The organism is Candidatus Vondammii sp. HM_W22 (genome assembly GCF_022530855.2).
Taxonomy (GTDB): domain Bacteria; phylum Pseudomonadota; class Gammaproteobacteria; order Chromatiales; family Chromatiaceae; genus Vondammii.
On the sequence record NZ_CP099567.1, the window covers coordinates 3,284,743 to 3,302,408 of the forward strand.

16 protein-coding genes and 6 pseudogenes are annotated in these 17,666 nt (G+C 52.3%); 10 read left to right on the plus strand and 12 right to left on the minus strand.

Annotation, left to right across the window (positions count from 1 at the left end; all coding sequences use genetic code 11):
* Positions 1-256 precede the first annotated feature (256 nt).
* Both MN084_RS18620 and MN084_RS18625 read right to left on the minus strand, forming a co-directional pair.
* Positions 257-1,430 (minus strand): annotated as a pseudogene (locus MN084_RS18620) (IS256 family transposase).
* A gap of 149 nt (positions 1,431-1,579) precedes the next feature.
* Positions 1,580-2,274, minus strand: a pseudogene (locus MN084_RS18625) (enoyl-CoA hydratase); the annotation flags it as partial.
* Positions 2,275-2,449: 175 nt separating this feature from the next.
* Between MN084_RS18625 and MN084_RS18630 the strand changes: the two are divergent.
* Together MN084_RS18630 and MN084_RS18635 are read left to right on the plus strand one after the other, a co-directional pair.
* A complete protein-coding gene (locus MN084_RS18630) occupies positions 2,450-3,319 on the plus strand; it encodes an inverse autotransporter beta domain-containing protein (protein ID WP_241085427.1) in 870 nt (289 codons plus the stop codon).
* Between the two features lie 128 nt (positions 3,320-3,447).
* Positions 3,448-3,846, plus strand: coding sequence for a right-handed parallel beta-helix repeat-containing protein (locus MN084_RS18635; RefSeq protein ID WP_241085426.1), 399 nt, complete (start codon positions 3,448-3,450; stop codon positions 3,844-3,846).
* A 98-nt stretch (positions 3,847-3,944) separates the two neighbouring features.
* On the opposite strand, the gene MN084_RS18640 is transcribed toward MN084_RS18635, so the two are convergent.
* Positions 3,945-4,118, minus strand: a complete 174-nt coding sequence (locus tag MN084_RS18640) for a hypothetical protein (RefSeq protein WP_241085425.1) — start codon at positions 4,116-4,118, stop codon at positions 3,945-3,947.
* A gap of 147 nt (positions 4,119-4,265) precedes the next feature.
* Here MN084_RS18640 and MN084_RS18645 point away from each other — a divergent pair.
* The 7 genes and pseudogenes from MN084_RS18645 to MN084_RS18675 all read left to right on the plus strand — a co-directional run.
* Positions 4,266-4,580 (plus strand): annotated as a pseudogene (locus tag MN084_RS18645) (transposase); the annotation flags it as partial.
* Between the two features lie 132 nt (positions 4,581-4,712).
* Positions 4,713-6,743 carry an oligopeptidase A gene (prlC, locus tag MN084_RS18650; protein ID WP_241085424.1) on the plus strand — a complete coding sequence of 677 codons (2,031 nt, stop codon included), beginning with the start codon at positions 4,713-4,715 and terminating at the stop codon, positions 6,741-6,743.
* A complete protein-coding gene (locus MN084_RS18655; protein ID WP_241085423.1) occupies positions 6,727-7,338 on the plus strand; it encodes a TIGR04211 family SH3 domain-containing protein in 612 nt (203 codons plus the stop codon). Before prlC ends, MN084_RS18655 begins: the two co-directional genes overlap by 17 nt.
* A 1-nt stretch (position 7,339) precedes the next feature.
* Positions 7,340-8,818, plus strand: coding sequence for a 4-hydroxy-3-polyprenylbenzoate decarboxylase (ubiD, locus tag MN084_RS18660; protein ID WP_241085422.1), 1,479 nt, complete (start codon positions 7,340-7,342; stop codon positions 8,816-8,818).
* A 59-nt stretch (positions 8,819-8,877) separates the two neighbouring features.
* Complete coding sequence (locus tag MN084_RS18665) at positions 8,878-9,018, plus strand: ParA family protein (RefSeq protein ID WP_241085421.1); 141 nt, start codon at positions 8,878-8,880, stop codon at positions 9,016-9,018.
* Positions 9,015-9,347 carry a hypothetical protein gene (locus MN084_RS18670; RefSeq protein WP_241085420.1) on the plus strand — a complete coding sequence of 111 codons (333 nt, stop codon included), beginning with the start codon at positions 9,015-9,017 and terminating at the stop codon, positions 9,345-9,347. Before MN084_RS18665 ends, MN084_RS18670 begins: the two co-directional genes overlap by 4 nt.
* A 433-nt stretch (positions 9,348-9,780) precedes the next feature.
* Positions 9,781-9,960, plus strand: a complete 180-nt coding sequence (locus MN084_RS18675) for a hypothetical protein (protein ID WP_330178241.1) — start codon at positions 9,781-9,783, stop codon at positions 9,958-9,960.
* Positions 9,961-10,025: 65 nt separating this feature from the next.
* On the opposite strand, the pseudogene MN084_RS18680 reads toward MN084_RS18675, so the two are convergent.
* The 7 genes and pseudogenes from MN084_RS18680 to MN084_RS18705 all read right to left on the minus strand — a co-directional run.
* A pseudogene (locus tag MN084_RS18680) lies at positions 10,026-10,160 on the minus strand (IS256 family transposase); the annotation flags it as partial.
* 45 nt (positions 10,161-10,205) lie between these two features.
* Positions 10,206-11,429: pseudogene (locus MN084_RS18685) on the minus strand (IS256 family transposase).
* A 106-nt stretch (positions 11,430-11,535) separates the two neighbouring features.
* Positions 11,536-11,873, minus strand: a pseudogene (locus tag MN084_RS18690) (transposase); the annotation flags it as partial.
* 6 nt (positions 11,874-11,879) lie between these two features.
* Positions 11,880-12,083, minus strand: coding sequence for a hypothetical protein (locus MN084_RS18695; RefSeq protein ID WP_241085418.1), 204 nt, complete (start codon positions 12,081-12,083; stop codon positions 11,880-11,882).
* A 58-nt stretch (positions 12,084-12,141) separates the two neighbouring features.
* Entirely contained in the window at positions 12,142-12,264 is a 123-nt protein-coding gene (locus MN084_RS20160; RefSeq protein WP_445083865.1) for a winged helix-turn-helix domain-containing protein, read from the minus strand.
* Positions 12,265-12,997: 733 nt separating this feature from the next.
* Positions 12,998-13,357, minus strand: coding sequence for a hypothetical protein (locus MN084_RS18700; RefSeq protein WP_241085417.1), 360 nt, complete (start codon positions 13,355-13,357; stop codon positions 12,998-13,000).
* 81 nt (positions 13,358-13,438) lie between these two features.
* Positions 13,439-13,699 carry a hypothetical protein gene (locus tag MN084_RS18705; RefSeq protein ID WP_241085416.1) on the minus strand — a complete coding sequence of 87 codons (261 nt, stop codon included), beginning with the start codon at positions 13,697-13,699 and terminating at the stop codon, positions 13,439-13,441.
* 112 nt (positions 13,700-13,811) lie between these two features.
* On the opposite strand from MN084_RS18705, the gene MN084_RS18710 reads away from it, so the two are divergent.
* Positions 13,812-14,825 carry a CDP-6-deoxy-delta-3,4-glucoseen reductase gene (locus MN084_RS18710; protein WP_241085415.1) on the plus strand — a complete coding sequence of 338 codons (1,014 nt, stop codon included), beginning with the start codon at positions 13,812-13,814 and terminating at the stop codon, positions 14,823-14,825.
* A 301-nt stretch (positions 14,826-15,126) separates the two neighbouring features.
* On the opposite strand, the gene MN084_RS18715 is transcribed toward MN084_RS18710, so the two are convergent.
* Together MN084_RS18715 and MN084_RS18720 are read right to left on the minus strand one after the other, a co-directional pair.
* The gene (locus tag MN084_RS18715) at positions 15,127-16,470 is read right to left on the minus strand and encodes a heme biosynthesis protein HemY (protein ID WP_241085414.1); all 1,344 of its coding nucleotides are present in this window, start codon (positions 16,468-16,470) and stop codon (positions 15,127-15,129) included.
* Positions 16,470-17,618 (minus strand): uroporphyrinogen-III C-methyltransferase, encoded by a 1,149-nt coding sequence (locus tag MN084_RS18720; RefSeq protein ID WP_241085413.1) that lies wholly within the window; start codon positions 17,616-17,618, stop codon positions 16,470-16,472. The genes MN084_RS18715 and MN084_RS18720 overlap by 1 nt, the downstream gene beginning before the upstream one ends.
* Between the last annotated feature and the right edge of the window lie 48 nt (positions 17,619-17,666).

Consider the following 17,666-nt stretch of genomic DNA (forward strand, 5'->3'; position numbering starts at 1 on the left):
AGTATCCTGGCATTGAGGCGCGGGCTAAAAAAGAGAATGCCACTATATTCTGGGGTGATGAAACGAGTATAAAAAATACCACGCAGCATGGTCGCTGTCATGCTCCGCAAGGACAAACGCCAGTACAGCGGCTCCCGTCCAAGCGGGTGTCGCTGAATATGATTTCAGCCATTGCGAATCAGGGTGAAGTACAGCTTCATGCTGTATGAGCCAGCCATGAAGAGTTATAGTCAAATCTGGTGTTTAGCCAGTTGAATCAAGCGGCGACCTGATCGACTCTTGCTGCCTCAACACCCTCGTTAAATTTGATCCCGGTTGTCACCTTCGCCAGGTAATCGAAACCCCGTAATCGTCTCCACTTCTTCTCGGCACACCGGCCGAGTTTGAACATCATGTGTAGCATGCCGTCACGCGATAGGCAGCCCTTGGAACGCTTGGTTCGATGGCGGATTGTCCCGAAGGTGGATTCAATCGGATTGCTGGTCCGAATACTCTGCCAATGCTGCGCAGGAAATTGATAGAAAGCCATCAGTTCCTCTCGGTCTTTGTGCAGACAGATGGCAGCCTTCGGATACTTTGGCTCATACGTTTTGATAAACAGATCAAAGGCTTTTTCCGCATCGGCCTGGGTCTCCGACTGCCAGATGTTATGCAGTGCCTGCTTCGCTTTCGGCTAAGCTGACCTTGGCAGGCAGTTCAGCACGTTCATGGTCTTGTGCATCCAGCAGCGCTGCTGGCGCGTCTCCGGATACACTTCCTCCAGCGCAGCCCGGAATACCATTCGCCAATTTTGGCGGGGTCAGTCCGCGTGACTTCAGTTTCAACAGTACCTCCCGCCAGCTCTGTGCGGACTCCCGTACACCATCCTCAATTGCCAGAAAATGCTTCTCACCACGCCGATCACCACTAGGGCACACAGCTTCGTCTGCTCTCTGTCCGCTGTAGACCCCGTCTGCCCACACATACACCCAATGACCCTTATCCAGGCGCTCCTCGCACCAGCTCCGATATTCTTCTGCCCAGACCTGCTTCAGACGCGATACCCTGCCGGCCGACAAGCCTGTTGCATCCGGAACCACCAGCACTTTCAGGGCTTCACCCATCTCTCCACTGGAAATCCCCTTCAGGTAGAGCCACGCCAGCGCCGCTTCCAGTGACTTCGTCTTGCGTACATACGGCGGCACCAGAGCTGATCGGAACGTCACCGGCTCGCCGGTCTTCGCGCGAACTTTGGGGATCTTGACCGTGACCGGCCCCAATCCTGTCTGCATTTTACGAGCTGGCAGGTGACCATTGCGCACCACACCCGCCTTGCCATCCTCTGTCCGTCGCTCGACGTGCTCCGCCAACAGCTCCAGCAGCTCGGCCTCCACCGCCTAGTAGATCAACTGCTCTGCACCGCTTCTCGGCAACTCTGTCAGCGGATCGATATCGTATCTCGACCTGCCAGCTTAACAACGTTATTCTTACTCATGGTCGCGTATCTCCAATGGTTGTTTTGATGTCTCGCAACAACAAATCAACCAGATACCCCGCTTTTTTTCAATTCCCTTCAAACAACACTTTCAGTTATAACTCCACCGGCATACTGATAAGCCTCTTTTATCCCCATCTCCAGCTGTCGATAGTACATCGTCTTTCCGGCACGAATAGCCGGCATGGATTTGGCACAGATAGAATCGGTCAGGCGTTTGATCTCTGCATCCAACTGGTCTGCGGGTACCGCGCGATTGACCAGCCCCTCTTCCGCGGCCTGTTGGGAGGATATGAAATCTCCGGTCAGGAGCATTTCAAGAGCACGTTTTCGACCAATGTTCCTGGCCAGAGCGACACTGGGTGTGCTGCAGAAAAGTCCGAAATTGATGCCTGATACGGCAAATCGGGCCTCTTCGGCGGCGATAGCCAAGTCACAGGAGGCAACTGACAACCGGCGGCGGTTGCAATGCCGTGGACCCGGGCAATCACCGGTTGGGGTTGGTGCATAATGCTATACATCAGGTTGCCGCACTGGGCGAACAGATCCTGGTAATAGCCCTCTTCAGGGTTGGCCCGCATCTGCTTCAGGCCATGGTCGGCACAGAACGTCTTGCCGTTGGCGGCGAGGATAATCATCCGGACAGTGTCATTACTGGTGATGTTCTCCAGCTCACCCTGCAGTGCGGTGAGCATCTCTTCTGAGAGTGCATTGAATTGTCGGGGGCGATTGAGGGTCAGGGTGGTAACGCCCTCTTCATCCTGGCGCAGAACCGATGGTTCGTTGTTTCCGGTCGTCATGGTAATCTCTCTTCATACTGCTTGCGAACGATTAGCTATAGCAACTTTCCAACGACACAAAAAATGATGCTGTATATGGTTTCCAGTATATTTTATCGGTGCAAAAAATCCTAAATCCAGATAGTGCGCGAGATGACTGCTAAGGCCTTCAACTGTGTAGGCGGTTGTGGCCAGAATGTCCAAGATTTACCGGCAGGTGACACTTGACCGTGTTTCAAAAAAAAATGAATTCACCACTGATCAATCATTTCAGCAAATCGAATTGTTTGCACCACTGGCTCAGTACGATGACTCTCTATTTTTTTTCAACCTTCGGAATCGTATCGACAGCACCCATGGCTATAGCATCGGCCTAGGCTACCGGCAGCGCCATGAAGATATTCTCCTGGGTGGCTGTGGCCATTATGACCGGATCAGATTGGGTGACGGGAATACCTTTTATCAGGGTAGTTTCGGTATAGAGTTATTGGCGGCTGACTGGGATGTTCGAATCAACGGCTATAGACCAGAGCAAACCAGCAGGCGCATCAGTAATCTGAACAAAATTGAAATTGATGGCAGTTCCGTCGGTGTTCGCATGGGGTACGAGCATGCACTGGGCGGTATCTCTGCGGAGGTAGGTTTTCGCTTGCCCCTGTTTGGCGACGCCCGCGTTTTTGCCGGAGGTTACCATTTTTCCTCCGATGGCTATGGCGCTATCTCCGGCCCCAGATTGCGGTTTGAACTACGGCTTCACGATCTCCCTTTTCTGGGCAGGGGTGCCCGGCTGATGTTTGGGAGTGAGCTAGCCCAGGATCGACTGCATGATGCTGAGGTCCATGGACTGCTTCAGCTGCAAATACCCTTTGGCAGTTTTACCGGCCGTGGCTCAAGGTATTCACAGGGGCTCGAGCGACGCATGGTTGAACCCATTGCCAGAGAGAGCGGTATTGTTTTAAACAGAGGTTTTAGCGATCCACTGCCTTTACTGAACACTAATGGTCAGGTGATTACCCGTGTAGCCGCAGTTTCCGCTGCTGATAGTAATGACACTGTCGTTTTATAGGCGGGCCAGATTTTGGCCAGTGCGGGTTAGTTAGTCACACTGCAGTGCAATGATCCGATAGAAGGATTGAGCCCTGTCAGCTTCATACTCAAGGGAGTGCAGTAACCCCAAATGGTACCAATGCCGCCTTGGCTGTTACCAGTATGGCTGATGACAGCCGCATTTTTGGCCTCAACGTGACAGGGGGCGGCGTGGGTATCAGCGTGATTAATGCTACCAATACGCGGGTGGACAACAGCGCGATCAGAAATACGGCCAGTGATGGTCTTTACATTGAGTGCAGTACTGCGATCCTTGAGAATACCTTCATAGCCGATGTTGGTGGTGATGGTGATGGTGATGGTGATGGTGATGGTGATGGTGATGGTTTAAGTATCCTTGGAGGCTATGTCGAACTCAACAGAAGCGGGATAGATAATAGCGCAGGCGATGGCTTTACCATCTTGCTGGGGCTTGCCAGTATCAGCCAGAGTGTGGTCAATAATACGGGATCTTCCGGCGTGGTTGTCAGTGGCAGTGAGGTATAACATTGATGACAGCAGTATCGTCCAGGCAGGGGGTGATGGTATCTGGGAGTGCGCTGGATATTAGAAACAGCCGTGTCAGCGGCGCTATTTTCGAGGCTCTATACGCCGACGGCAGCGAGGTGACTATCTACAATAGCCGCCCCGGCAATACAGGCAGGAGTGTTCTGTCGCTCTTTGATGTAGAGCTTGGTGGTTTCGGTAATCGGCACCGTTGGAACGGTGGTTTGTGATGACTGGGGAGGTAACAGCGGAGTAATTTTCTTTGATGACATCCTGGGTACTGGCTCCGGGATATGCTCATAGCCGGTAACTACAGATACTGCATAGGTGGCGGGTCATCACTATGAGAGTTGCGGTTCCACTCGTCGGATCGTTGTCAGTGCCTGCTTAGGTGTTGCACGGATACCCGGGATAATATAAAGAAAGCCTTCGACCTGCTCGTGAAGACGCACGAGCCAAAATATCCGAAAGCCATGCTCTGCCTGCAAAAAGACCGGGAAGAATGGCTGGCGCTCTATGATTTTCCCGCCCAGCATTGGCAGAGCTTCAGGACTAATCCTATTGAATTGACATTTGCCACCTCCGTCACCGCACGAAGCGCCCCAAGGGCTGCTTATCGCTGCATATGATGTTCAAGCTCGGCTAATGTGCTGGGAAAAACGGGCAGTAAACTGCGCGGATTTTATTATCTGACCAAGGTAATAAAAGGCGTGCCATTTATGGAGTCGAGATAGATAAAGCAGACCAGGTTGCCGCTTGATAGATGACTGATACACCACTTTTGGCAATAACTCCCCCTTTTTATAAAACCCAATTGTGTCAAAATATCCCCATACTAAATCAACCCCCTGGAGACACCTCCTCAAATGAACAACCCCCTGCTCAACCTGGAAGGCTTGCCCCCTTTCTCACAAATTTGTCCAGAACACGTGGAACCAGCTATGGATCAGTTGATGGCCAACGCCAGAGAGCTGACTAAACGTCTGTTGGCTAATGGGGGGCCTTTCACTTGGGAGAGTCTGGTGGAACCTCTAGAGGTGGTGGATGACAGACTCGGCCGAGCCTGGTCGCCAGTCAGTCACATGAACTCGGTGGTTAACAGTGATGAATTGAGAGCGGCTTACAATGCCTGCCTGCCGAAGCTGAGCGAATACGGCACTGAGATGGGGCAGAATGTAGCACTGTTTGATGCCTATAAAGCGGTTGCAGTGGGTGATAAGCTGGACGAGGCTCAGCGCAAGGTACTGGATAACGCCCTGCGTGATTTCCATCTCTCTGGAGTGGACCTGCCCACTGATAAAAAGAACCGTTACAAAGAGATCAGCCAGGCACTCTCAACGCTTACCAGCAAATATGAAGAGCATCTACTGGACGCAACCAATGCCTGGAGCAAGTTGATTGAGGATGAAGAAGCTTTGACCGGTCTGCCACAATCCGCTCTGGACCTTGCCCGGCAAAGTGCCGAGCAGCGTGGCAAGCAGGGGTGGCTGTTAACGCTGGAGTTTCCCTCTTACCTGCCGGTGATGACTTATGCAGACAGCAGTGAGCTGCGTCGCGAAGTGTATGAGGCCTTCTCCACCCGCGCTTCAGACCAGGGCCCCTACGCAGGGGAGTGGGACAATAGCGATGTAATGGAACAGATCCTCGCACTGCGCCACGAACAGGCTGGACTGTTGGGTTTCGACAACTTTGCTGAACGCTCAATGGCTAAAAAAATGGCGCCATCGACTGATCGGGTGATGGACTTTCTGAGTGATCTGGCTGAACGCTCTCACCCCCAGGCAGAGCGCGAACTGCAAGAACTCAGGGCATATGCCGAAGAGACCCATGGAGCAAAAGATATAGCAGTCTGGGATATCGGCTATTACTCAGAAAAATTACGCCAGCACCGCTACGACATTACCCAGGAGGAGCTAAAGCCCTATTTTCCTGAGAGCCGTGTGGTTCCTGGTATGTTCGCTGTGGTAAAGCGTCTCTATGGTATTGAGATTGCCGAGATAGAGGGGGTCGACAGCTGGCATAGCGATGTCTGTTTTTTTGAAATTCGCGACACTGCCGGCGAGTTGCGCGGACAGTTCTATCTCGACCTTTACGCACGTCGGAAGAAACGTGGCGGTGCCTGGATGGATGAGTGCGTAGGCCGTATGTTCAACACCAACTGCGACCAGATTCCGGTGGCCTACCTCACCTGTAACTTTTCACCACCGGTGGGCGACAAACCGGCACTCTTCACTCACGATGAAGTACAGACCCTGTTCCATGAGTTTGGCCATGGCCTGCACCACCTGCTGACCCGGATGGATTATCTTGCCGTATCCGGTATTAGCGGTGTCGCCTGGGATGCAGTCGAACTCCCAAGCCAGTTCATGGAGAACTGGTGCTGGGAGCGTGAAGCCCTGAACCTGATCTCCGGCCATTTTGAAACAGATGAGCCTATCCCGAAAGAGATGTACGAAAAAATGGTGGCTGCCAGGAATTTTCAATCCGGCATGCAGATGGTGCGGCAACTGGAGTTCAGTCTGTTCGATTTCCGCATGCATCGTGAATATGACCCGTCACAGGGGGGCCGGATCTATGACATTCTGAATCAGGTGCGCAGTCGCATCTCCGTCGTCCATCCGCCAGAATTCAACCGTTTCGCTCACGGCTTCTCACATATTTTCGCCGGTGGTTATGCCGCAGGCTACTACAGCTATAAATGGGCAGAGGTGCTCTCTGCAGACGCCTTCTCGCTGTTTGAAGAGCACGGTATTTTCGATCGGGAAACCGGCACCTCTTTCCTCCACAATGTATTGGAAAAGGGTGGTTCCAAAGATGCCATGGATCTTTTCACCGCTTTCCGCGGCCGCGAACCCAGGATCGATGCTCTGCTCCGCCACAGTGGAATTTCCGGATGAAGCACAAAGCCAAAAGGATGCGGGGGATTTTCCTCTCTGCCTGCTGCTGTTCACATTGTCAGCCGAAGGGGCGCATATCACCGATAAGCTGCTCGCTGGTTTCTATAAAACCCCCGATAGGAGTAGCCGGCCAATTAGGGCACTGCCCAGCGGCACGTCCTTGGAGGTCCCCTTGAGGAAAAAAGACGGTTACAGCAAAATCAGGCTGGGCGACAGCAGCGAAGGATGGGTTGAAAATCAATATATAAACCAGGATAAACCCGCCAAGGATTCGCCAGCTGAAAGTGGCCAGCAGGTGGCTCCTTTGAAACCCTTGTTGGCCGATATTCAAGTCGAGGTTAAACAATTGAAAAGCCAGCTTGAGCAGGCACGCCAACAATCCGCCAACAGCAGTCAGGAGCGAATTCAGGCGTTGGAGCAGGCGCTTCAGACAGCGGAAGAGGCACGGCAAAACAGCCTCAGCACCGGCAATCCACAAACTGCATATATCCAACCAAGGGCATGGCATATCCCGCTTCTACTGATTGGTTTTATCAGCGGCATCGTCTTCAAGAACTACCGTATCGCCAAGCGATACGGTGGCCTCAGGATGTAATATGAAATATTCAGACCTCCGTGATTTTATTGCACAGCTCGAATCCCAGGGTGAACTCAAGCGCATCTCCATCGAGGTGGACCCCTACCTTGAGATCACCGCAATCTGTGACCGCACGCTGAAAGCGGGCGGGCCCGCCCTTCTGTTCGAGAAGGTGAAAGGTTCCTGCCACCCGGTATTGGGCAATCTTTTTGGTACCACCCGGCGGGTGGCGATGGGCATGGGTGAAGAGTCGGTGGAGACGCTGCGCGAAGTCGGCAAGCTGCTGGCAACACTGAAGGAGCCGGAGCCGCCCAAGGGAATGAAGGACGCCTGGGAGAAACTGCCGATGTACCGCAAGATGCTGGACATGGCGCCCAAGGAGATCAAGCGTCCACCCTGCCAGGAGGTGGTGATTGAGCAGGAACAGATTGATCTGGCCAGCATTCCTGTCCAGACCTGCTGGCCGGAAGATGCCGCGCCGCTCATTACCTGGGGTCTGGTGACCACCAAAGGTCCGCTAAAATCACGCCAGAACCTCGGCATCTACCGGATGCAGGTCCTTGGCAAAAATCGGGTGATTATGCGCTGGCTCTCCCACCGTGGCGGCGCGCTCGATTTTCGGGAGTGGCAGCAGGCCCATCCCGGCGAGCCGTTTCCCATATCGGTTGCCTTAGGCGCCGACCCGGCCACCATACTGGCCGCGGTAACACCGGTGCCTGACACGCTTTCAGAGTATGCCTTTGCCGGACTGCTCCGCGGCAGCCGCACCGAGGTGGCCAAAAGCCTTACCAATGATCTACTGGTTCCGGCCTCTGCCGAGTTCATTCTGGAAGGGAATATCTATCCGGATGATATCGCACCCGAAGGCCCTTACGGCGATCACACCGGCTACTATAATGAGGTGGATGATTTCCCCGTCTTTACCATTGAACGCATCACCCACCGGCGTGGCCCCATCTACCACAGCACGTATACGGGTCGTCCCCCAGATGAACCCGCGATGCTCGGAGTCGCACTGAATGAGGTTTTTGTCCCCATACTGCAGAAGCAGTTTCCGGAGATAATCGACTTTTATCTACCACCGGAAGGCTGTTCCTATCGCATGGCGGTTGTCTCCATGAAAAAGCAATACCCCGGACATGCCAAGCGGGTGATGATGGGCGTCTGGTCGTTTCTGCGGCAGTTTATGTACACCAAATTTGTCATAGTCACCGATGATGATATCAACGTCCGTGACTGGAATGACGTGATCTGGGCCATGACCACTCGCATGGACCCCTCCAGAGACACCACGATAGTGGAAAACACCCCCATCGACTATCTCGACTTTGCCTCACCGGTTTCCGGACTGGGCTCCAAGATGGGTTTCGATGCCACCAATAAATGGCCAAATGAAACCACCCGAGAATGGGGGCGCCCAATCGTCATGGACGAAACGGTGAAAGGCCGGGTGGATGAGATATGGGAGTCGTTAAATATATTTGATCAGAAGGATTGAACAACTCACCTGATCCACACGTATAATCAGCCAACAAAAACAACAAAGCACTGGAGAAGATGATGCATACCATCATGCTGATGAACGCCAAGGGTGGCTGTGGAAAAACCACTCTGGCGACCAATATCGCCACCTGGTTGGCTGACGAAGGGTCACACTGGCAGATTTCGACCCTCAGGGCTCAACCCTCGACTGGTTGAAAGCCAGGGAGGATTACGATGGAATTCATGAGATGCAGGGCATTGACGTTGACGCTACCCGGGAAGCCAAAAGTGTAGACCACCTGATCATGGACGTGTCGGCCAGCACCCATGGAAAAGTGATCAACACCTTGATACGATGGGCCGATAGTCTGATTATTCCATTGCTCCTATCACCCGTTGATATGTGCGCCTGCAAACGTTTTCTGGAAGATTTGATGAGCTCCGGTCGAGTCTCCCGCAAGCAGACCCGAGTTGCTATTGTCGTTAATAGGGTCCGGGAGAGTACGATTTATCTAGCCGCCTCTGAATTATTCATAACCATATGATAAATATGAATTAATAAGCTATTTATGATAAAGTGGTTTGCAAGAAGAGCCTCCTTCATCATCAAGACCTTGCAAATATAAAACCACAAAGCCTAGATAACAGTACTGATTTATTCCGTTCGCAACTTTCTCAGATCCTAAGCCTCTTGCACCCACTGGTGCGGTTATTCGAGAAGATGGACGGGGAAAAACTTGAAGTTGGCATTGATGTTATTTGCAACGAAGGTGCTGGCCAACCCCCGTTACTCACTCGTTTACTGGCGAGCCTACATTACCTCAAGTACACCTTTAATGAGAGCGTTGTGAAACGCTGAGTTGAAAACCCATGTTGGCCCTACTTTTGTGGATTTCAATACCTGCAACAGAAACTCCCTTACACTCCTCCAGACTGGTTCGTTGGCGCAACCGAGTCGGTAATAAATTTGACGCGCTGTTGAAACAAACCATCGAGCTAGCGCTGAACACTAAAGCAATGAGCTTGCGCGAATTAGAGGACGTGAATGTGGACACCACTGTTCAAGAGAAGGCCATCATCTTTCCAACAGACGCAAAATTCTACCATAAAATACGTGACCTATTGGTGTCTGCGGCTCAAAACAGCGGCACCAAATGACGCCAGAGCTATATCAAGGTAGGAAAGAACGCCTTGATCATGCAAGGACGATATTCTCATGCTCAGCGCAATTTCGACTTCAGCAGGACTTCATGCCAGCTCTGCGTTGACTCTCGGACACCATCTTCTATCACCAGAAAATGCCTCTCACCCCGTTCATTGACACGAATAATAATCAATGCGAAGAGTTTTACTTGTTCAACTCCCATGGAGTTATAGTCAAATCTGGTGTTTAGCCAGTTGAATCAAGCGGCGACCTGATCGACTCTTGCTACCTCAACACCCTCTTTAAATTTGATTCCGGTTATCACCTTCGCCAGGTAATCGAAACCCCGTAATCGTCTCCACGCCTTCTCGGCACACAGGCCGAGTTTGAACATCATGTGTAGCATGCCGTCACGCGATAGGCAGCCCTTGGAACGCTTGGTTCGATGGCGGATTGTCCCGAAGGTGGATTCAATCGGATTGCTGGTCCGAATACTCTGCCAATGCTGCGCAGGAAATTGATAGAAAGCCATCAGTTCCTCTCGGTCTTTGTGCAGACAGATGGCAGCCTTCGGATACTTTGGCTCATACGTTTTGATAAACAGATCAAAGGCCTTTTCCGCATCGGCCTGGGTCTCCGACTGCCAGATGTTGTGCAGTGCCTGCTTCGCTTTCGGCTGAGCTGACCTTGGCAGGCAGTTCAGCACGTTCATGGTTTTGTGCATCCAGCAGCGCTGCTGACGCGTCTCTGGATACACTTCCTCCACTGCAGCCCAGAAGCCCATAACACCGTCACCGATCGCCAATTTTGGCGGGGTCAGTCCGCGTGACTTCAGTTTTAACAGCACCTCCCGCCAGCTCTGTGTGGACTCCCGTACACCATCCTCAATTGCCAGAAAATGCTTCTCACCACGCTCATTCACGCCGATCACCACCAGGGCACACAGCTTCGTCTGCTCTGCTCTCTGTCCGCTGTAGACACCGTCTGCCCACACATACACCCAATGGCCCTTATCCAGGCGCTCCTCGCACCAGCCCCGATATTCTTCTGCCCAGACCTGCTTCAGACGCGATACCCTGCCCGCCGACAAGCCTGTTGCATCCGGAACCACCAGCACTTTCAGGGCTTCACCCATCTCTCCACTGGAAATCCTCTTCAGGTAGAGCCACGGCAGTGCCGCTTCCAGTGACTTCGTCTTGCGTACATACGGCGGCACCAGAGCTGATCGGAACGTCACCGGCTCGCCGGTCTTCGCGCGAACTTTGGGGATCTTGACCGTGACCGGCCCTAATCCTGTCTGCAGCTTACGAGCTGGCAGGTGACCATTACGCACCACACCCACCTTGCCATCTTCTGTCCGTCGCTCGACGTGCTCCGCCAACAGCTCCAGCAGCTCGGCCTCCACCGCCTAGTAGATCAACTGCTCTGCACCACTTCTCAGCAACTTTGTCAGCGGATCGATAATCGTATCTCGACCTGCCAGCTTAACAACGTTATTCTTACTCGTGGTGGCGTATCTCCAATGGTTGTTTTGATGTCTCGCAACAACAAATCAACCAGATACACCGCTTTTTTTCAATTCCCTTCAAACAACACTTTCGGTTATCATTCCTGTAGATGCTGTCTACCCAGATGTATACCCAGCGAGCTTTGCCCAATCTGGTGATGCACCAATCTGATACCCCTGTGCCCGTACCTGCTTCAGTCTGGAAACCGTACTGGCAGATAGCCCTTTTGCTTCCGGATCGGCCCGCACCTTGAGTGCTTTCCTCATCTCACCGCGGCTATACAGCCAGGGAATTGCAGCTTTCAGCGAACGGGTTTTGCGAATATAGGGAGGGACCAACGCCGCGTGGAAAGTGACCGGGCCTCCAGATCTAGAGCGTACCTTGGGTACCTTCACGGTCACTGGACCTATGCCTGTCTGGCTGGCTCATAGAGCATGAAGCTGTACTTCACCCTGATTCGCAATGGCTGAAATCATATTCAGCGACACCCGCTGTACTGGCGTTTGTCCTTGCGGAGCATGACAGCGACCATGCTGCGTGGTATTTTTTATACTCGTTTCATCACCCCAGAATATAGTGGCATTCTCTTTTTTAGCCCGCTCCTTAATACCAGGATACTCATCTTTCAATCAGGCATCTATTTTTGCCTGGGATTTTCTCCCAGGCTGGCTTTTGAGGCGTAAAAACCTAGCGCTTAAGGCAGTCGGACATAGTCCGCACAGAGATGTTAACTCCCCAAAGCTGCTTAATAAGCTGGGCAATGGATCCTCGAGCCCAGAGCGCAAAACCGAATTTGTATTGATCCGGCATATGATCCCGAATTGCTTCAATGACTTTCCTGATTACCTATGAAGCTCAGCTATTGCTTATTGCTCAGCCGAATTGTGGACTGTAGACTCGAATGGCACTGACTTAGGCTTAATATTCCCTAATCAAGCCGCTAATTCGTCATTCCGGCGCAGGCCGGAATCCAGGAAACAACCACTATTGCTCGCTCTGGATCCCGGCCTGCGCCGGGATGGTGATGGTTTTAAGCCTAAGTAAGTGCCATTTGGCTGTAGACCCCATAAATACTTCGGTCGAGGTCCATAGTGCTGCCGAAATAATACGAATTATCGTTAATATAAAAACAACAGCACATAACGCCCCTGTAACCTATCGAATCCAAGGTAATTATGTTTCTTGCATCATAGCTGAGTTTCATAGGTAATCAGGATGACTTTTTACTTCTGAGCTTCAATCAGGCGACGGTATGCATTTTTTGGTCCTCGCTTCGCGATGGCCGAGCTTCTTTACCACCGACACGATAGTGCTTATACCACTGTCCAGCCGTACTTGGATGAACATACAATAAGCCGCATTTCCTTAAGCCATTTTCTTGCGGGCGGAGCTGAACAGCTTGCTGTCTCAGGAGTTCTTGTTGCTCAGTGCTGAGCTTGCTTGCATCTATTTTTATACAAGCATTATATCAATATGTAAATGTCCGCCAGGTTAATAAAAAGGAATGATGTAGTCTCAAGTAGGTGTCATTCAGCCTGTGTAGCTAAGACAAAAGCGAACAAGGCAGTCCTGTCTCCAGATCGGGATAGCGTAGCACCACACTCAGGTCGTCCAGCATCTTTCGGTTATCAAGCCGTCGCGATTCCCTCCTGGAGGGGAATCTGGGGTGGCCTGGGAAGGCTGGCAAGATCATGGTACTCGGGCGGCCATTGCTTACATTGTACAGCTCGCCACTTTTTCCTTGCTCCATAGCGGCAATACAGACTGCAACCAAGTCATGGATATGGATACGATTCGTGAATGGCGCCTTCTCTTCCCTGACCATCGGCAGTCTCCTAGTCCCTAGATACCTGAGACCCACCAGCTCTTTTTCGCTCTTCAGACTCCATTGGCGAAACTGCACCTCCGCATCCTAGCACCGGCTTCACCGGTCGGGACTCATCCACCCATTCTCCATTGCAGTCACCATAGACGCCGGTAGTGCTCAGGTAGACAATGCGGTCAGGATTTCCTTGCTGTGAACAGGCTTCAATAAAGGCATTACCCGTGTGTCGGCAATACCCTCTCCGGGAGATGGCGTAAAATAGAACAGCTGCGCCCTTTGAAGAGGTAATTGAGGTACTTGCGGATTATCCAGATCAGCCTCCAGGGCAGAAATTCCAGCCGATTTCAGCACCTCGGCACTAATGGGACCACGCACCAACCCGGTAACCTGATCACATTGTTTCAGGTAAGCATCGGCCACTTTCCGGCAAGATAACCACAGTCAAATATTAACTTAGCCATAATAGGGTATTATTTCACAGTAAAATAGTAGAGAATTCAATAGGTCCAGACGTATTCATTGAAGGAATTTTATGACTTTCAAGGTACTAGTAGAACCCAGCGGCCATCAATTTTCAGCTGAAGCTGGTGAATTTATTCTAGATGCAGCAGAACGGCAAGGCATCTCCCTGCCTTATGGTTGCCGCAATGGCATGTGCGGGACCTGCTCAGGGACTTTGATCTCGGGTTCAGTTACCTATCCTGAAGAGACCCAGGGCACGGTAGATGAAAAACCGGATGGCTATTGCCTCACCTGCAAAGCGACACCCTCCAGTGATTTGGCCATTCACCTCAATGAGGTAGAGAGCGAAGCACAAGAGAAGATTCGTGCCCTGCCCTGCAAAGTAGAGAAGCTGGAGCAGCTCTCGCACGATGTGATGCGGGTCTACCTGAAGCTACCTGAAAATGAGCGTATTCTGTTTCTTGCTGGCCAATATCTCGATTTCATGATGGAGGATGGTCGCCGCCGCGCCTTCTCCATAGCCAATGCACCGCATAATGATGACCTTATTGAGCTGCATATTCGCCACGTCCCTGGTGGAAAGTTCACCGATCTTCTCTTCAACGGGATAAAATCCGGCGATATCTTCAACATTCAGGCCCCCATGGGCGGCTTCTATCTGCGAGAGAATTCTGATCGTCCCCGGATCTTCATGGCCGGAGGCACTGGCTTTGCTCCACTGAAAGGGATTATCGAACACGCTATCCACATCGGCCAGGATTGTCCGATCCATCTTTATTGGGGAGTACGTGCCGAGCGTGATCTCTACCTTGAGGAATTGGCATCGAAGTGGGCTGAGGAGCAGAAAAATTTAACTTTCGTCCCCGTATTGTCCGAACCCGACAGCGGCTGGAGTGGCAGGAGCGGCTGGGTACATGATGCTGTACTCGAGGATCACCAGGACATGAGCCTTTACGATCTCTACATGAGTGGCCCACCGGTAATGGTTTTCGGCGCCAAAAAGGCCTTTATGGCAGCCCGTATGAGTGAAGATAATATGTTTTCGGATGTGTTTGAGTGGGCTCAGGATAACCCAGATAAATAGATGCCTGACCGAAGGGCGCTTGCTTATAGGTCATACCATCGACATCTCGGTGCAGGCTCGGGATATCAATCATTTCTAAGCGAGTGTGTCTTCGATCTCGTGATGCGTTTTGGGACGCCCTAGTCCCCCAGCCGCACTTGACCCTCGACAGCCTATTATTGCCTCAGCCGCCCTGCGTATGCGCCGCTTCGCCACACCATCGTTTCACTCGGCGCAGGCCACACGCAGCATTTCCACAAATGGCTGGACGCCGACTTTGCTTCTCCTCCTTGCGCTATCGTACATTGGGTAAGCAGTGCGGCTACCGGGGACTACTGGCCTTCGCTTCGCTCTCCATGGCCGGCAGGGCTTGATCGGCTGCAATAATCTCAAGTTTTGGTGGATTGGCACCCCTGGCTACATCCATCGGCGCTTCAAGTTTACTATTATGCAGATTTAGTGACGCAGGCAACTCCAGCAACGGCGTATCACTTTTCAGTTCCAGGCCGGATTTAAAACAGATCATCGCCTGCACCTGCTCGCCCATCCGCTCAAGCAATGCGCCAAGTTCACGATATGCAGATGCCGATGGGCCTATGCCGATGCTGGCCTCCAGGTAACTTCGGGCCTTGCCCCAGAGCTTATTCTGCAGACAGAGGCGCCCCAAGGTAAATAACAAGACCGGATTTTTTGGATAGGCGGTGAGCCAGTCCTCCGCCGCCGTCAGTTGACGGGGGCTGTCACTGGAGATAACCCGGCCATAGAGTTCTACCAGATCATCACTCCAATGCTGATTGATCGCCTCTCTGAGTATTTTCTCAACCTGCTCATTATCCTGACGGTTAATCAGGTAGTTGACGAAAATCGTCACCATCTCTTCACCGAGACGAATCTGTCGCGGCAGACTTTTCCATACCCGATGCAACTGCAATGGATCTTCATCCTGGGCTGCGCGGGTCAGCTGATTGTGGAAGAGATTGAATTCAAGCTTCTTCTGTTCATCCCGATCGATGACTTTCTGCTTTTTCAGATCTGGCAGCAGCTCTCCCAACGCCTGCCAATCATCCAGGTGTTCATAAAGTTCCTTCAGCAACTTTAGAACATGGGTGTGCCGGGGAGCTATACCGCGCAGATGCTTCAGGGTTGCCAATGCCTGTTCCATCTGATGATGCTCCAACTGCAGCTCTGCCTGGGTCAATCCAACGGCTACATCCGCCGAGGGCATGCTCTCGTGGGCCAGTTGAAGGTATTCGTCGCGCCTGTCATAGGCGCCCTGCTGCTGAGCAGAACGTGCGGCGGCCAGATAGTTGAGCATGGGGGTTTCAGAATTTCCGGCAAAGCGGATCAGGTTTCGTTCCGCGTGCTTCCAGCTGCCTTCCGACAACTCCATCAGCCCCTGGCTCAGAGCTTTGCGTGAGCGCCGTGCACCCCGCTTGATACGCCAGCTGTGAATCTGGTCAGGCATGGCCCAGACCCGAGAGATGAATCGCAGCAGGAAGTAGATCACTGCAAAAACCACCAGGTTCATCAGCATGAAAAAGGCCAAGCTTCCTTCGATGGTCCACTCACCGTAACCGATCAACATGTAACCATTGTCATTCTGGACCATCAGCGCCAAAAAAACCGAAGCGGCCAGCGCCAGCAGACTGAGGATCAGTATCTTCATTACTCAGCGCCCCCCGTTCCGCTTTTCAGGCGACCCCGGAGCGCAATTAACGATTTGGAGATATCGGGCAGGTCAGGATTCAGGACAATGGCCTGCAGTTCAGAGATCTGACCCAAAAGCGCCTTGGTTGCGTTAGATTCTATATTGAAAAACTCTTTAAGCCACTGATCGACCGTCTGCAGACTGGCAGTATAAAGTGCCTGGTCACCCCGCAACAGGGCAAGACGGGCACTCTCCAGCTGCAATTCAAGATTCTGATAGACAAAATACTGCTGCTCCGGTGGCAGCATGGCATTAACCGGCTTGTCATGATGACGGATCACCATGACTGATTTAAAACCCTCCCAGCCATCGTTGATCATGCTCTTAAAGGTACGTTCACCCGACTCTGTCACTTTAAGATCACTTTCAGCCGGTGCAGGAGCGGGCCGAATACCGACCATTTTCAACCCTTTGATCTGCATTGCCATGCCAGCCAGCTTGGCTGCCAGGCCGGTACGATCCAGCGCACCCACCCCTTTCAGAGAGGCAATCTCTGCTGCCAATCTTTCACGTACACCACTCCAGCCCGGGTCACCGATATCCCGCAAACGGCTATCTGCCGCTTCCAGCGCTTTAATCGCGGTTGAGACATCGCCTTCGAGCTGCAGCCGATGGTTAGCCACCAGTATCAGATACTCAGCTCCAGCCGCCATCCAGGCGGTACTGTTACGTCCAACCCGGCGATAGACCTTTTCCAAGGTCTCCTGCATTTCACTGCGCTGCTGCCGTAGTTTATTCTGCTCTTCGACCAGCCGTTTATCCTGATCAGAGAGCGCCTGCTTCTGGATATCGAGCTTCTCTTTCTGGGCATCGAAGGCCTGGCGGGTTTTATTCAGCTCTGACTGGAGTGCCGTTTGCTGTTGACCGGTATCCGAAATGGTCTGATTCATCTTTAACAGAGAGGCTTCCAGCGTTTTGACGTGCTGGTATCCAAAGCCCAAGCCTGCTGTAACGCCAAAAATTGCCAGCACAGCCAGAATCAGCGCTATGCGGGAGGGCCCGATGGGGGCAGCAGGCTGGGTCGGCTCGTTGCGTGAAGATTCCAGAACCTCAGCATCAACGATTTCTACCTCATCCAGCTCCGACTGATCTTGTTTTTCGCTCATTAATCCATCCAAATGCTCAATACTACCGATAGCCTACCAAAACCCCCG

Bases quoted from the DNA above. Each gene is read 5' to 3' on its own strand.
- MN084_RS18720 (WP_241085413.1), bottom strand. From the start codon at position 17,618: ATGAGCGAAAAACAAGATCAGTCGGAGCTGGATGAGGTAGAAATCGTT.
- MN084_RS18640 (WP_241085425.1), bottom strand. From the start codon at position 4,118: ATGTCATCAAAGAAAATTACTCCGCTGTTACCTCCCCAGTCATCACAA.
- MN084_RS18665 (WP_241085421.1), top strand. From the start codon at position 8,878: ATGATGCATACCATCATGCTGATGAACGCCAAGGGTGGCTGTGGAAAA.
- prlC (WP_241085424.1), top strand. From the start codon at position 4,713: ATGAACAACCCCCTGCTCAACCTGGAAGGCTTGCCCCCTTTCTCACAA.
- ubiD (WP_241085422.1), top strand. From the start codon at position 7,340: ATGAAATATTCAGACCTCCGTGATTTTATTGCACAGCTCGAATCCCAG.
- MN084_RS20160 (WP_445083865.1), bottom strand. From the start codon at position 12,264: ATGCCGGATCAATACAAATTCGGTTTTGCGCTCTGGGCTCGAGGATCC.
- MN084_RS18715 (WP_241085414.1), bottom strand. From the start codon at position 16,470: ATGAAGATACTGATCCTCAGTCTGCTGGCGCTGGCCGCTTCGGTTTTT.
- MN084_RS18710 (WP_241085415.1), top strand. From the start codon at position 13,812: ATGACTTTCAAGGTACTAGTAGAACCCAGCGGCCATCAATTTTCAGCT.
- MN084_RS18630 (WP_241085427.1), top strand. From the start codon at position 2,450: ATGTCCAAGATTTACCGGCAGGTGACACTTGACCGTGTTTCAAAAAAA.